This window comes from Vreelandella subterranea, assembly GCF_900111305.1.
GTDB lineage: Bacteria > Pseudomonadota > Gammaproteobacteria > Pseudomonadales > Halomonadaceae > Vreelandella > Vreelandella subterranea.
Genome location: NZ_FOGS01000001.1, coordinates 441,870 through 455,413, shown reverse-complemented (window position 1 = coordinate 455,413; position 13,544 = coordinate 441,870). Strand labels below are relative to the sequence as shown.

Here is a 13,544-nt window from a genome sequence, read left to right as displayed (position 1 = left end):
CTTAGCCGTTTTACGCGAGACACTCCATGTCGGACACAACAAAACTACCTGCCTTGATAGGTGCGCTGGACCGCGCTTCGGAATGGTTCGGACGATCCCTTGCGTGGCTGATCATCACCATGATGCTGATTCAGTTCGCGATTGTACTGCTCCGCTATGTATTCAGCGTGAACAGTATTTTCATGCAAGAGCTGGTGATGTACATGCATGCCAGCGTCTTCATGCTTGCCGCCGCCTATACCTTTCGCCACGACGGTCATGTGCGGGTTGATATCTTCTACCGGGGAATGTCGCCTCGCCGCCAGGCCCTGATCAATGTGGTGGGCATTTTAATGTTATTGATGCCAGTGATGGTGTTCATCATTGCGTCGAGCCTGGGTTATGTGGCCAATTCCTGGCGCATTCTTGAAAGCTCCCCGGATCACGGCGGCATTCCGGCCGTATTTGCCCTGAAAACCTTGATACCGCTGTTTGCCCTGCTAATGATCGTGCAAGGCGTGATTGAAGTGGTGCGTAACGGCTACATCCTGGCCGGACGAATCGCGCCGCCTGATGCGGATGATGACCACCTTGAGGAGCGCCTTTGATGCTGGACTTCATGCCGATCGTATTATTTGCTGTCATCTGTATCGTCTTGATGTTCGGCTTTCCCGTGGCGCTTTCGCTGGCGGGCACGGCGCTGCTGTTTGCCGGGCTGGGGCTGGGACTTGAAGCCATGGGTGTCGATGCCAACTTTGACAGCGGCTATCTTGCCGCGCTGCCCAATCGGCTATACGGCATCATGACCAACCAGACGCTGTTGGCGGTGCCGCTGTTCGTCCTCATGGGCGTGCTGCTGGAAAAATCCAAGGTCGCGGAAACGCTGCTCGACGCCATGGCCTTGCTGTTTGGCGCCATGCGGGGCGGCCTGGGTATTTCGGTCACGCTGGTGGGTATGCTGATGGCAGCGTCCACCGGTATCGTCGGGGCCACCGTGGTCACCATGGGGTTGATGTCGCTGCCCACGATGTTGAAGCGCGGCTACAGCACCTCGCTTGCAACCGGGACGATCTGCGCCACCGGTACACTGGGTCAGATTATTCCGCCTTCCATCGCGCTGGTACTGCTGGGCGATGTGTTGTCATCGGCGTACCAGCAGGCACAGTTGGACATGGGGATTTTCAGCCCGAAAACAGTATCGGTAGGTGACCTCTTCATGGGGGCACTGGTGCCGGGGCTGATTCTGGTCGTGATGTACATGACCTATGTGGCGCTAGTGGCGTGGCTGCGTCCCAGCATGGCGCCGGCGGCGGATCGCCGGGAACTGATGGAAGAGCTTGGCCACACCTCAGGGCTGGGCATGCTGCTTCTCAAGGGACTGGTACCCCCGGTGGTGCTGATCGTGGCGGTACTGGGCTCTATCCTCACCGGCGTTGCAACGCCCACCGAGGCTTCCGCCGTGGGCGCCTTCGGTGCCTTGGTGCTGGCGGTGGCCTATCGCCAGCTGGATATGGCGACGTTGAAAGACGTCCTGCGGTCGACGACCAATGTCACCACCATGGTGTTTCTGATTTTGATCGGGGCGGCGCTGTTTTCGCTGGTATTCCGGGCCTATGGTGGTGAACACATGGTCACCGAGCTGTTCGAGGGCATGCCTGGCGGCGTGGTCGGTGCGACGATCATCGTGATGCTGGTGATCTTCCTGCTCGGCTTCATTCTCGACTTTATCGAAATCACCTTCGTGGTGGTGCCGATCGTCGGCCCGATTCTGCTCGCCATGGGACTCGACCCGATCTGGCTCGGCATCATGATTGCGATTAACCTGCAGACGTCGTTCCTGACGCCACCGTTTGGTTTTGCATTGTTCTACCTGCGCGGGGTGGCACCGCCGTCGGTGCCGACCTCGGCCATCTATCGCGGGGTGATTCCGTTTATTCTGATGCAGTTGGGCATGTTGCTGATGCTGACGTTCTTCCCGCAGCTGGCAACATGGTTACCTACGCAATTTGGCTAACAATGTGTTGAAACGCGTCGCTGTTATCAACGCAAGGACGTGACAACCTAGTACTTAAAGCAGTTAAATAACTCATTAACAATTTGCAGCAAGCCGCTTGGTCACCTGCCTTAGGCACTCAGCTGAGCGGTGTTTTCCTACCCATAACAGTAATAATAGAAAGCTAGAGGGTTCATGTATGAAAGTTAAAACACTCCCCGTCGCCATTGCCATGACGACCGCCATGTCCGCCAGTCTGCTGGCGGTGTCGAGCATTGATAATCACGCCCAGGCTCAAGAAGAAGAATTCCGCTGGAAAATGGTCACGTCCTGGCCAAAAAACTTCCCGGGTGTAGGCCAAGGGCCTGAGCGTCTTGCCGAACTTGTGGATGAAATGTCGGGCGGCCGCCTGACCATCGAAGTCTTCGGTGCCGGGCAGCTGGTACCGGGTTTTGAGGTCTTTGATGCCGTTTCAGACGGTACCGCTGAGCTTGGTCATTCCGCTTCCTATTACTGGAAGGGCAAAGCCCCCGCCGCCCAGTTCTTTGCCGCCGTGCCGTTTGGCATGAACGCCCAGGAAATGAACGCCTGGTTGCACTTCGGCGGTGGCATGGAACTGTGGAACGAACTCTATGATGACTTTGGCGTCGACGTGCTGGTGGCCGGTGCTTCAGGCGTGCAAATGGGCGGCTGGTACAACAAGGAGATCAACTCGGTTGATGACCTGGATGGCCTGAAAATGCGCATGCCTGGCCTGGGTGGCGAAGTCATGAACCGTATGGGTGTGGCGATCGTCAACATGCCGGGCGGGGAGATCTTCACCTCGCTGCAGTCGGGTGCGATTGACGCCACCGAGTGGATCGGTCCCTACAATGACCTGGCCTTTGGCCTGCATCAGGCGGCTGACTACTACTATTATCCGGGCTGGCACGAGCCGACCGTGATGTTCGAGGCGATCGTCAACGAAGAGGCCATGGCCGAGCTGCCCGCGGATCTGCAAGCGATCCTGAGAACGGCGATACGCGACGTCAATGCCAACGTGCTGGACGAGTACACCGCGCGTAACAACGACGCGCTGGAAACCCTGGTCAACGAGCATGATGTCGAGTTGCGCCGTATTCCTGATGACGTATTAGCGCAGGCTCGCGAGCATTCGGCCGATGTTGTCGCCGAGCTGGCAGAGTCCAGCGAGATAGCGACGCGGATTTACGAGTCCTATCAGGCTTTCCAGGAGAAGGTCGAGGATTATCACGCGATCTCCGAGCAGGCCTACTACAACGCGCGTAACCCTGAAGGTGATAGCGTCGAATAAGACGCCGAGCCTTGCATGAGATGGCCGCCTTCGGGCGGCCATCTGCGTTTTTAAGGCAGCCAAGACGCCTCCGCTTGGGTATCCTAGACAGATACTGTGTTTATTCGAGGATCACCATGTCTAATGATTCCCGCCTGCGCAATGTGCTCACCATCGCCGGTTCCGACCCTTCCGGCGGCGCTGGGCTGCAGGGCGACTTGAAAACCTTCTCGGCACTCGGGGTCTACGGGACCAATGTAATTACGGCGGTGATTGCCCAGAATACCTGCGGGGTCGCCTCGGTCTACCCGGTGTCGCCCCAGGCGATTCGCGAGCAGTTGGAGAACCTGCTCGACGATGTCGAGATCGATGCGGTCAAGATCGGCATGGTTGCCAGCCGCGACGTGGCCGAGGTGATTGCCGAGGTGCTCCGCCAGCGCCGGCCACGCTGGATCGTGCTCGACCCGGTGATGGTGGCCAAAAGCGGCGATATTCTGGTCGATAATGAAGGTATCCGGGCAGTGCGCGATATCCTGGTGCCACTGGCGGACGTGATTACCCCGAACCTGCCCGAGGCCGCGGTGCTGCTCGACGCGCCATCGCCCACTGGGCTGGATGAGATGGAAGCGATGCTGCCCGGCTTGACGCAGCTTGGCGCGCCCTATGTGGTGCTCAAAGGGGGCCACCTGCGGGGCGAGACCTGCCCCGATCTGCTGGCGACGCCCAAGGAGCATCGCTGGCTGCCAGCGTCGCGGATTGCCACCGAGAACCTGCACGGCACTGGCTGCGCGCTGTCGTCAGCCATTGCCGCCTGCCTGGCAAAGCTTCCAGCCGGTGCTGAAAATGACGCCCCGGTCGCCGCGATTGCCGAAGCCAAGCAGTGGCTGCATGCCGGCCTGGAGGCCAGTGCCAGGCTGAATGTGGGTAAAGGGCGTGGCCCGGTGCACCACTTTCACGCCTGGTGGTGACGCGCAATGCGGCGTGTCGGGCTTGCGCCAGCGTTTCGCTTGCGCAATGGGCCGTTGCGCACCATGCTGAAGGGTGTCCGCTAAGGCTGAGGAGCGTTTGCGATGACTCGTACCGTACTGTTTGCCACTGACCTCTCTGCCGAAAATCGCGCGGCCTTTGCCAGGGCGTTGCGCCTGGCCCACGCCGATGGCGCCCAGCTCGATATTATCCATGTGCTGGACCCCTACTTACCCCGTCGCGTCTTTCACCAGGTTGAAGCGGCGGTGGTAGACGATATCGCCGCCACCCTCAAGGACGTCCGTGAAGATTATGCCCTTGAAGAACCCCAGACGCTGATCCAGACGGTCGCGGGCGCGCCTTACGTCGAAATTATCCGCGAGGCCCACGAACGTCAGGCCGACCTGGTCGTGGTGGGCATGCATCGCAAGCGCGGCCAGAAAGACCTGCTGGCGGGAACCACCCTGATGCGCATCATCCGCAGCGCGCCCTGCCCTGTGGTGGTTGCCTCGCAGCCGCCGACCCAGCCGTGGGAGTCGATACTGGTGCCCGTCGACTTTTCTCTGACGGCCCGGCACAGCCTGCGTGAAGCGCTGCAGCGTTTTCCTGATGCCTCACTGACACTGTTGCATGCCTGGAGCCTGCCGGGCGAGCGTGAACTTGGCTCGCACCCCTACTATTCGCAATGGCGCGATCACGAGGTGGCGCGGCTGCGCGAACGGCTGGCGCAGGAAATTGACAGCCTGATGAGCGAGCTGGCGGGCGTTCCCGACGTTGAGCTGGTGCTGGAGCACGGTCCCCCGTGTGAGGTCTTGAACGCCTACATCAAGCGCCACACCCCCGATTTGGTGGTGATCGGCAGCCGTGATCAACCGCACCATGCTAGCCAGATGACTGATATGCTGTTGAGTGAGCCCCACTGTGACGTGATGCTATGCAGGGCATGATTATACGGAACTTTTATTTAGTTTTTATGTAGTAAAGGTACTGTCTTGTAATAATAAGAGGTGCCTTGCTATGTCGTTACATTACGGTTTTCTCAAGCCTTGCGGGTATCGTGTTGGTGTATGGCTGGCTGGCGCATTGCTGCTCTTTGGGTCTTCAAGCCTATGGGCGCAGACGGTCAGCGAAAAGGGCGAGCGCTTTGAGCGAACCCTGGAAGAGAATGGCCAACGCTATGAGCTTGTCGGTAGCGGCGTTTTTACCTACATGATCTGGACTGCCTATGCCGGCGCGTATTACCAGGCAGAAGGCGAAACTGACCCCCGGCCACAAAGCGATATACCCCGCCGCCTTGAGTTGGCCTACTTCCATGATATCGAGGCTGAAGAGTTTGCCGACGCCACCACGGAAACGCTGCAAAAAAACCTGACTGCCTACGAGTACTCGCAGTTGGAGGCCGATGTTAATGCCTTTAACCAACGTTATCAGGATGTCGAACCACAGGATCGCTATGTGTTGAGCTGGGACGGCGATACGCTGCGTTTGGCACTGAATGGCGAGGTGCTGTTCGAGGGCGGAAACACGGGGCTGGCCAGCGCTCTCTTTGGTATCTGGCTAGGCGAGCGCCCCCTGGGTGATGACTTCCGGGATGCGCTGCTCGGTAGGTAATCACGCCTTGGCAAGCACGCTATACTGGCGCTTTTGCGAGTGAGGCATAAACGTGAAAGCACTGATACAGCGGGTAACCCGGGCAAGCGTTGACGTCGAAGGCCATACCGTGGGTGCCATTGACCACGGGCTATTGGCATTGGTGGGGGTCGAAAAAGGCGATAGCCAGGCGGATGCCGACAAACTGTTGCACAAGCTGCTGAATTACCGCGTGTTCAGCGATGCGGACGGCAAGATGAACCTGAATGTGCAGCAGGCCGAGGGCGGCCTGCTGCTGGTATCGCAATTCACGCTGGCCGCTGATACCCATAAAGGCCTGAGACCCAGCTTTTCAAGCGCCGCGCCCCCTGATGAAGGCGAGCAGCTGTTTAATTACCTGGTGACCCAGGCGCAATCCGCCTGGCAGGACGTTGCCACCGGCGAGTTTGGCGGCAATATGCAGGTATCGCTGGTGAACGACGGGCCGGTGACCTTTCTGCTGGAGAGTTGAGCGGGTCTTCAGGCATTCTCGTTGGCCACTAGCTCAGCTTCCATGGCTTCCAGTGCCTCTTCGGCGGCCAGCCACTCGGCTTCGGCGTCGTTCAGGCGCGCCTTGATATCAGCCTGGCGGGCCAGGGCATCGGTCAGTTCAGCCTTGCGGGCGCTGTCGGTGTAAAGTTCAGGGTCGGCCAGTATTTCCTCGACCTTTTCCAGTGACTGCTGGGTCTTTTCCATCGCCTTTTCCGCCTGGTCGCGCTGCTTTTTGAGTGGACGCAGTTTCTCACGTAATTCGGCGGCTGCCTTGCGAGCGGCCTTGCGATCGCCACTGGGCTGTTGGGCCTGGCGTTCGTTTTTCTCGTTGCGATTATCGCGGCGGCTTTCTTCAAGGCGCGCCTTGAGCCAAGCCCGGTAGTCGTCCAGGTCGCCGTCGAAGGGCTCGACCCGGTGATCGGCGACCCGCCAGAACTCATCTACCGTGGCGCGCAGCAGGTGGCGGTCGTGAGATACCAGAATGACGGTGCCTTCGAAACTGGCCAACGCCTGGGTGAGGGCCTCGCGCATTTCCAGGTCCAGGTGGTTGGTGGGCTCATCCAGCAGCAACAGATTGGGCTTTTGCCACGCCACCAGGGCCAGCGCCAAACGGGCCTTCTCGCCACCTGAAAAGGTGCCCACCTGGCCGAAAGCGTCGTCGCCTTTAAAGCCAAACCCGCCCAGGAAATTGCGGATTTCCTGGTCACTGGCGGTGGGCGATAGCCGCTGCACATGCACAAACGGCGTGGTCGTCACGTCGAGCCCTTCCAGCTGATGCTGGGCAAAGTAGCCAATCGCCAAGTGCTCGCCGGGCACCCGCTTGCCGTTTAACAGGTCGAGTTCGCCGGTGAGCGATTTGATCAGCGTTGACTTACCCGCCCCGTTGGGACCTAACAGGCCGATCCGGCTACCCGGCAGCAGGGTAACATTGACCTTGTCCAGCTGGACGATATCGCCCGCATCGCCGCGATAACCCAGCGTGGCCTGGTCGAGCACCAGCAGCGGATGCGAGGTTTTATCCGAGGCGGGCAGGGTGAAATGGAAGGGTGAGTCGACATGGGCAACCGCAATATCTTCCATGCGTTCCAGCATCTTGACGCGGCTTTGGGCCTGCTTGGCCTTGGTGGCCTGGGCGCGGAAGCGCGCGATAAAGCGCTCGATTTCCTCGCGTCGTGCCTGCTGCTTGGCGGCTTCGGCACGCTGGAGGGCGAGCTTTTCGGCGCGGGTGCGCTCAAAAAGCGAGTAGTTGCCGCGGTAAAGTTCCAGCGTCTGGTGATGCATATGCACAATGTGGTCGCATACGGCATCCAGGAAATCGCGGTCGTGGGAAATCAACAGCAAGGTGCCGGGGTAGCGGGTAAGCCACTGCTCCAGCCACAGCAGTGCATCAAGGTCCAGGTGGTTGGTGGGCTCATCCAGCAGTAGCAGGTCGGAGGGCATGAACAGGGTGCGAGCCAGGTTGACGCGCATCCGCCAGCCCCCGGAAAACGCCGACAGCGGCCGGTCGAGGTCGGCCTGAATAAAGCCGAGCCCGACCAGCAGTTGCGCCGCGCGGGACTCGGCGCGATAGCCGTCGAGGGTTTCAATCAAACCGTGCAGTTCAGCCTCCCGGTGGGCTTGACCCGCGTCACGGGCGGCCTGCAGATCCGCTTCAGCCTGGCGAAGGGCGATGTCGCCATCCATCACATACTCGATAATCGGCCGGTCCAGCGCCTCGACTTCCTGGGCCATATGCGCGATACGCTGTCCGCCGCTCAGTTCAACGTCGCCCTGGTCCGGGCCGAGTTCGCCCAGCAGCAGCTTAAAGAGGCTTGATTTGCCTGCACCGTTAGCCCCGATGATCCCCGCTTTCACCCCGTCGTGGAGGGTGAGGTCGGCGTTGTCGAGTAGTGTTTGCGTGCCGCGTTGCAGAGCGACTTGGCGCAGTGCGATCATGCGTTCTCCCGAATAAGATGGGGCATACAATGCCAGATTCTATGGCGCTTGATTCTACCCGATTCGCGGCGCTTCAGCAGACACCGCTGTGGGATTTCGCGCTAACCTTTTATAGTCGCCCCGGCGTCGAGCCGTCATGCCTGACGCTACAGGACCATGCCGGTGTGGATGTCTGCGAGCTGTTGTTTCATGGCTGGCTGTATGTGCATGGACTCGAGGCGTTACCCGAAGCGCTTGCCGCTCAGCGCCAGGCGCGCCGTGATTGGCAGGCGGGAGTGACAGAGGTGCTGCGCGGGCTCCGGCGCGATTTAAAGCATCACGATGCCCCCAGCGAGACCGTCTCCACCCTGCGTGAGCGGGTCAAGCAGGCTGAGCTGCTCGCCGAGCGTGAAAACCTTCAACGTTGGCAATGGTGGGCATGGGACCACGAGCAGGCCTCAACGCGCCTGAAAAATATGCCAGCCAACTCGCACGATGCGGGAAGATGGCTGCAAGAACATGTCTTATTGCCGCAGGGTTTGGTGCTGGACGGTTATGAGTATAAAGCCCGCGAGGCCCTTGAAAACGCCTTTAACGTGCTAGGTCAGCAACTTGACCCCTTACGACGAGCGCGCTAGCCTGAAAATTAGCTGCTTTTGAATAACTGACTGTTATTCGGCCTCGGAGATGTGCAGCGCCATTCAGCGATTGCACAATGGTCAATGACACTGCGCGTTGCGAGACGCGCCGATCAAAGCAGATTCCTGCGCACTCGTACAGCGCGCTTACCACTGCAAGGGGAACACCGCATGAAGGCAAGCAAGTTAGTAACGACGGCGAGCGTCAGTGCACTGTTGGTTGGTATGTCGGGCGTCGCTCAGGCTGACAACTGGCGTTACGCGCACGAAGAATATGAAGGCGACGTTCAGGACGTTTTCGCCTTTGCATTCAAAGAGCACATCGAGGACAACTCCGATCATACCGTCCAGGTTTATCGCTTTGGCGAGCTTGGCGAGTCCGACGACATCATGGAGCAGACCCAGAACGGTATTCTCCAGTTCGTCAACCAGTCGCCGGGCTTCACCGGCTCGCTCATTCCCGAAGCACAGATTTTCTTCATCCCTTACCTGCTTCCCACTGACGAAGAAACCGTGCTTGAGTTCTTCGCCGAGAGCAGAGCCATCAACGAGATGTTTCCGGAGCTTTACGCCGAACAAGGCCTAGAGTTGTTGAAAATGTATCCGGAAGGCGAGATGGTCGTCACGACCGACGAGCCGTTCACCTCTCCCGAGGGGTTGAACAACAAGAAAATCCGTACCATGACCAACCCGCTGCTGTCGGAAACCTACGACGCATTCGGGGCTACGCCAACGCCGCTGCCCTGGGGTGAAGTCTACGGTGGCCTGCAGACCGGCGTTATCGACGGTCAAGAAAACCCGATCTTCTGGATCGAGTCCGGCGGTCTTTATGAAGTGTCTCCGCACCTGACCTTTACCGGTCACGGCTGGTTCACCACTGCAATGATGGCCAACCAAGATTTCTATGAAGGCCTGTCAGAGGAAGATCAGCAACTGGTGCAGGAAGCCTCTCAAGTGGCTTACGATCACACCATCGAGCACATCCAAGGCTTGGCCGAGGAATCGCTCGCGAAAATCCAGGAAGCCTCCGACGAGGTCACCGTTACACGTCTGAATGAAGAACAGATTCAGGCCTTCCGTGAGCGTGCGCCTCAGGTTGAGGAAGAGTTCCTGGAAATGACCGGTGAGCGTGGCGAAGAGCTGCTCAATCAGTTCAAGGCCGATCTCGAAGCGGTAACTGAAGACGAATAAGCAGCCCTCGCCACACAAGGTGCTGCAACTGAAGGACCAAAGGGGCGGCCAGCGGCTGCCCCTTTTTCATATGATTAATCGCAATATCAATTTGTTAGGCTGAAAAACATTCGTTCATCTAGCGTTGAACCAGTAACGTTGGGTTACCGTTAGGCTACCAGTGTAGGCTGTGAATGGGGTAATCGACACCCAATATTTGGACCGGTGTGCAAACGTGACGTCGGCAGTTTACAAAGCTGCTGTGATTAGAGGAGTCCGGCCATGACCGATGAAGAAACCGAGAAAAATTACCGTTCTAGTTTGCCCGGTGTCCTCGGCTTATTGGATACCGCTATCAGTAAAATCGAATCGGTAATTCTGGCGCTTGGCGTACTGCTAATGGCGTTGAACACCGTTACTAACGTGGTTTCACGCTTTGTGTTTGGTAATAGCATCATGTTTTCGGGTGAGCTCAACCGCATCCTGATTATCATGATCACCTTTGCCGGTATTGGCTATGCTGCCCGGCACGGGCGGCATATACGCATGTCGGCCATCTACGATGCTCTCCCTACCGGTGGTCGAAAGGTGTTGATGATCGTCATTGCCTTGTTTACCTCGATGGTCATGTTCTTTTTGCTTTACTACTCGGTGTTCTACATCCTCGATTTGTATAGCAAAGGGCGCGTGCTGCCATCCTTGGGGCTACCCATCTGGATTATTTACCTGTGGGTGCCGATGGGCTTTTTGATTACCGGCATTCAATACCTGCTAACGGCAATTAAAAACATGACCTCCCGGGATGTGTACCTCTCCACCGGGGTGGTGGATGGCTATAAAGATACCGAAACGGAAGTCTAACGCAGGGCACAGCTGCCTAGGGGAACCGCTATGACGACAATAATGGTCACCACAATGATTGTCCTGCTGTTGCTGGGCTTTCCGATGATGATCCCGTTGATCACCGCCTCGGCCATTGGCTTTTACATGATGTTCAGCGGGCTGGGGCAGATGGAAACCCTGATTCAGCAGATGATGGCAGGGATACGACCCGCATCGCTGATCGCGGTGCCGATGTTTATTCTGGCCGCCGATATCATGACCCGGGGGCAATCGGCCAGTCGGCTGATTGACATGGTCATGTCGTTTATTGGCCATGTGAAAGGCGGCCTGGCCGTGAGCACGGCCGCTTCATGTACGCTGTTCGGTGCGGTGTCGGGGTCGACGCAAGCGACGGTGGTGGCCGTTGGTTCGCCGCTGCGGCCCCGCATGTTGAAAGCGGGCTATTCGGACTCTTTCACGCTGGCGTTGATTATCAACTCCAGCGATATTGCTTTTTTGATCCCGCCGAGTATCGGCATGATTATCTACGGGGTCATTTCGGGTACCTCCATCGGTGAGCTTTTCATTGCCGGGATTGGACCTGGTTTCATGATCCTGATGATGTTCGCCGCCTACAGCATGATTTATGCGACGGTGAAAAACGTGCCCACCGAGCCGAAAGCCAGCTGGGGCGAACGAGGCAGGGCCGTGCGCATGGCGCTATGGCCGTTAGGCTTTCCGGTGATTATCGTTGGTGGTATCTATGGTGGTATTTTCAGCCCGACGGAAGCCGCTGCGGCCTGTGTGCTATATGCCGTCTTTCTTGAGTTCCTGGTATTTCGCTCGCTGAAAGTGAACGATATTTATGCCATTGCCAAATCGACGGGCTTGATTACCGCCGTGGTATTTATTCTCGTGGCCGTGGGCAACAGCTTTTCGTGGATCATCTCGTTTGCGCAAATCCCCCAGGCCATTCTTGAGACAGTGGGCGTCAATGAAGCAGGTCCAACTGGTGTGCTGATTGCCATTTGTATCGCGTTCTTCGTGGCGTGCATGTTTGTCGACCCGATTGTGGTCATCCTGGTACTGACCCCCATCTTTGCGCCAGCAATTGCCTCCACCGGTCTGGACCCGGTGCTGGTCGGGATCTTGATTACCCTGCAGGTGGCCATCGGCTCGGCGACACCGCCTTTCGGGTGCGATATCTTTACTGCTATTGCGATCTTCAAGCGCCCGTATTGGGATGTGATCAAGGGTACCCCGCCGTTTATCTTTATGCTGATTCTGGCGGCCGTGCTATTGATCATGTTCCCGCAGATTGCCCTGTTCCTGCGCGATATAGCGTTTCGCTAAGTCGTCACAAGGAGAACGCCAATGTTCAACCGCATTTTAGTGCCGGTGGATGGCTCCAAGGGCGCCCTCAAGGCGCTTGAGAAAGCCGTAGGACTGCACATGCTGACCGGCGCGGAGCTTTATCTGCTATGTGTGTTCAAGCACCACAGCCTGCTCGAGGCGTCGCTTTCCATGGTACGGCCCAGCAAGCTGGATATTCCTGACGATGCGTTGAAGGAGTACGCCACGGAAATTGCGGTACACGCCAAGTCTCATGCGATAGAAATGGGGACTGACAGTGGGAGCGTGCGGGCCTTCGTCAAGGGAGGCCGACCCTCGCGCACCATCGTTCGCTTTGCCCGCAAACGTGAGTGTGACCTGATCGTCATTGGTGCCCAAGGCACCAACGGCGATAAAAACCTGCTGCTGGGCAGTGTTTCCCAGCGAGTGGCAGGCTCATCGCACTGCCCCACCATGGTGGTTTGAACGCACCTTCCCGCAAACGTCAACAGCCCCTGACACCCGCCGCCTCGGCAGATGCAGCCTGGGGCGGCGGGTGTTACTCTTTTAACTGTCCTTTCAGTACGCATCAATTACCCTCATCACGGTGCTTTGCACCACAAAAAAGGTGTTCTATGAAAGTAGCGATTTCCTCAACGGCACTGGTTAGCTTACTACTGGTGGCTCCCTTGGCCGCTGCCGCGCCGGAAACACAAGAAGAGCGATTGGCTTATAGCTTGGGTGTTACGCTGGGTGAAAGCATTCAGGCCGATGTCGAAGACCTGGATATCGATGCCTTTACCGACGGCATACGCGATGTGTTTGAAGGTAACGATCTGGCGCTCGATGAGGCGCAAATGAGCGAAGCATTGATGGCTTTTCAGGAGCAATCCATGGCGGCCCGCGAAGCCGAAGCCGCGCAAGCCAGTGAAGCAAACCGTGAAGCCGGTGCTGCTTACTTGGCTGAAAACGCCGAGCGCGATGAAGTAATCGTCACCGATTCGGGGCTTCAGTATGAAGTGCTTGAGTCTGGTGATGGCGAGTCGCCCGGCCCTGAAGATACCGTCGAGGTGAATTACGAAGGCATGCTGCTGGACGGCACGGTGTTTGATAGCTCCTTCGAACGCGGCGAGTCGGTCAGCTTCCAGGTCAACCAGGTCATCCAAGGCTGGCAAGAAGCTCTGCAGGCAATGCGTGTGGGCGACAGCTGGATACTGTATATCCCTGCTGACCTGGCTTACGGTGAAAGCGGCCAGGGCCCGATTGGTCCCAACGAGATGCTCACTTTCCGGGTCGAACTGCTGGACGTGGAGTAAGT

The 13,544-nt window shown here is 57.9% G+C and carries 14 protein-coding genes; 13 read left to right on the top strand and 1 reads right to left on the bottom strand.

Translation table 11 applies throughout. The features are described 5' to 3' along the window. Positions 1 to 26 precede the first annotated feature (26 nt). The 7 genes from BMX75_RS02050 (at position 27) to dtd (ending at position 6,330) form a co-directional block, all read left to right on the top strand. Entirely contained in the window at positions 27 to 587 is a 561-nt protein-coding gene (locus BMX75_RS02050; RefSeq protein WP_092824806.1) for a TRAP transporter small permease subunit, read from the top strand. Beyond that, on the top strand, positions 587 to 1,993 hold the full coding sequence (locus BMX75_RS02045) for a TRAP transporter large permease (RefSeq protein ID WP_092824804.1): 1,407 nt from the start codon (positions 587 to 589) through the stop codon (positions 1,991 to 1,993). The genes BMX75_RS02050 and BMX75_RS02045 overlap by 1 nt, the downstream gene beginning before the upstream one ends. Before the next feature lie 178 nt (positions 1,994 to 2,171). Next, on the top strand, positions 2,172 to 3,284 hold the full coding sequence (locus BMX75_RS02040; RefSeq protein WP_092824802.1) for a TRAP transporter substrate-binding protein: 1,113 nt from the start codon (positions 2,172 to 2,174) through the stop codon (positions 3,282 to 3,284). 116 nt (positions 3,285 to 3,400) lie between these two features. After that, the gene (gene thiD / locus BMX75_RS02035; RefSeq protein ID WP_092824800.1) at positions 3,401 to 4,231 is read left to right on the top strand and encodes a bifunctional hydroxymethylpyrimidine kinase/phosphomethylpyrimidine kinase; all 831 of its coding nucleotides are present in this window, start codon (positions 3,401 to 3,403) and stop codon (positions 4,229 to 4,231) included. Between the two features lie 102 nt (positions 4,232 to 4,333). Beyond that, complete coding sequence (locus BMX75_RS02030) at positions 4,334 to 5,176, top strand: universal stress protein (RefSeq protein ID WP_092824798.1); 843 nt, start codon at positions 4,334 to 4,336, stop codon at positions 5,174 to 5,176. Between the two features lie 70 nt (positions 5,177 to 5,246). After that, positions 5,247 to 5,840, top strand: a complete 594-nt coding sequence (locus BMX75_RS02025; protein WP_092824796.1) for a chalcone isomerase family protein — start codon at positions 5,247 to 5,249, stop codon at positions 5,838 to 5,840. A 52-nt stretch (positions 5,841 to 5,892) separates the two neighbouring features. Next, complete coding sequence (gene dtd, locus BMX75_RS02020) at positions 5,893 to 6,330, top strand: D-aminoacyl-tRNA deacylase (RefSeq protein ID WP_092824794.1); 438 nt, start codon at positions 5,893 to 5,895, stop codon at positions 6,328 to 6,330. An 8-nt stretch (positions 6,331 to 6,338) separates the two neighbouring features. On the opposite strand, the gene BMX75_RS02015 is transcribed toward dtd, so the two are convergent. After that, positions 6,339 to 8,285: an ABC-F family ATP-binding cassette domain-containing protein gene (locus tag BMX75_RS02015; RefSeq protein ID WP_092824792.1), complete on the bottom strand. Its 1,947-nt coding sequence runs from the start codon at positions 8,283 to 8,285 to the stop codon at positions 6,339 to 6,341. Between the two features lie 29 nt (positions 8,286 to 8,314). Between BMX75_RS02015 and BMX75_RS02010 the strand changes: the two genes are divergently transcribed. The 6 genes from BMX75_RS02010 (at position 8,315) to BMX75_RS01985 (ending at position 13,542) form a co-directional block, all read left to right on the top strand. Next, complete coding sequence (locus BMX75_RS02010) at positions 8,315 to 8,902, top strand: TIGR02444 family protein (protein WP_092824790.1); 588 nt, start codon at positions 8,315 to 8,317, stop codon at positions 8,900 to 8,902. A 171-nt stretch (positions 8,903 to 9,073) separates the two neighbouring features. Further along, the gene (locus tag BMX75_RS02005; protein WP_092824788.1) at positions 9,074 to 10,093 is read left to right on the top strand and encodes a TRAP transporter substrate-binding protein; all 1,020 of its coding nucleotides are present in this window, start codon (positions 9,074 to 9,076) and stop codon (positions 10,091 to 10,093) included. A 261-nt stretch (positions 10,094 to 10,354) separates the two neighbouring features. Further along, positions 10,355 to 10,933 carry a TRAP transporter small permease gene (locus tag BMX75_RS02000; protein ID WP_092824786.1) on the top strand — a complete coding sequence of 193 codons (579 nt, stop codon included), beginning with the start codon at positions 10,355 to 10,357 and terminating at the stop codon, positions 10,931 to 10,933. Between the two features lie 30 nt (positions 10,934 to 10,963). Continuing rightward, complete coding sequence (locus BMX75_RS01995; protein ID WP_092824784.1) at positions 10,964 to 12,247, top strand: TRAP transporter large permease; 1,284 nt, start codon at positions 10,964 to 10,966, stop codon at positions 12,245 to 12,247. 21 nt (positions 12,248 to 12,268) lie between these two features. Further along, a complete protein-coding gene (locus BMX75_RS01990) occupies positions 12,269 to 12,712 on the top strand; it encodes a universal stress protein (protein ID WP_092824782.1) in 444 nt (147 codons plus the stop codon). Positions 12,713 to 12,861: 149 nt separating this feature from the next. After that, a complete protein-coding gene (locus BMX75_RS01985; RefSeq protein ID WP_092824780.1) occupies positions 12,862 to 13,542 on the top strand; it encodes a BamJ family beta-barrel-assembly machinery protein in 681 nt (226 codons plus the stop codon). The last annotated feature ends 2 nt before the right edge of the window (positions 13,543 to 13,544 follow it).

What these genes read in the sequence shown, in the direction of transcription:
- BMX75_RS02045 (WP_092824804.1), top strand. Translation starts at nt 587, where the DNA reads ATGCTGGACTTCATGCCGATCGTATTATTTGCTGTCATCTGTATCGTC.
- BMX75_RS02025 (WP_092824796.1), top strand. Translation starts at nt 5,247, where the DNA reads ATGTCGTTACATTACGGTTTTCTCAAGCCTTGCGGGTATCGTGTTGGT.
- BMX75_RS02010 (WP_092824790.1), top strand. Translation starts at nt 8,315, where the DNA reads ATGCCAGATTCTATGGCGCTTGATTCTACCCGATTCGCGGCGCTTCAG.
- BMX75_RS02040 (WP_092824802.1), top strand. Translation starts at nt 2,172, where the DNA reads ATGAAAGTTAAAACACTCCCCGTCGCCATTGCCATGACGACCGCCATG.
- BMX75_RS02005 (WP_092824788.1), top strand. Translation starts at nt 9,074, where the DNA reads ATGAAGGCAAGCAAGTTAGTAACGACGGCGAGCGTCAGTGCACTGTTG.
- BMX75_RS02000 (WP_092824786.1), top strand. Translation starts at nt 10,355, where the DNA reads ATGACCGATGAAGAAACCGAGAAAAATTACCGTTCTAGTTTGCCCGGT.
- BMX75_RS01990 (WP_092824782.1), top strand. Translation starts at nt 12,269, where the DNA reads ATGTTCAACCGCATTTTAGTGCCGGTGGATGGCTCCAAGGGCGCCCTC.
- BMX75_RS01995 (WP_092824784.1), top strand. Translation starts at nt 10,964, where the DNA reads ATGACGACAATAATGGTCACCACAATGATTGTCCTGCTGTTGCTGGGC.
- BMX75_RS02050 (WP_092824806.1), top strand. Translation starts at nt 27, where the DNA reads ATGTCGGACACAACAAAACTACCTGCCTTGATAGGTGCGCTGGACCGC.
- BMX75_RS01985 (WP_092824780.1), top strand. Translation starts at nt 12,862, where the DNA reads ATGAAAGTAGCGATTTCCTCAACGGCACTGGTTAGCTTACTACTGGTG.
- thiD (WP_092824800.1), top strand. Translation starts at nt 3,401, where the DNA reads ATGTCTAATGATTCCCGCCTGCGCAATGTGCTCACCATCGCCGGTTCC.
- BMX75_RS02015 (WP_092824792.1), bottom strand. Translation starts at nt 8,285, where the DNA reads ATGATCGCACTGCGCCAAGTCGCTCTGCAACGCGGCACGCAAACACTA.
- BMX75_RS02030 (WP_092824798.1), top strand. Translation starts at nt 4,334, where the DNA reads ATGACTCGTACCGTACTGTTTGCCACTGACCTCTCTGCCGAAAATCGC.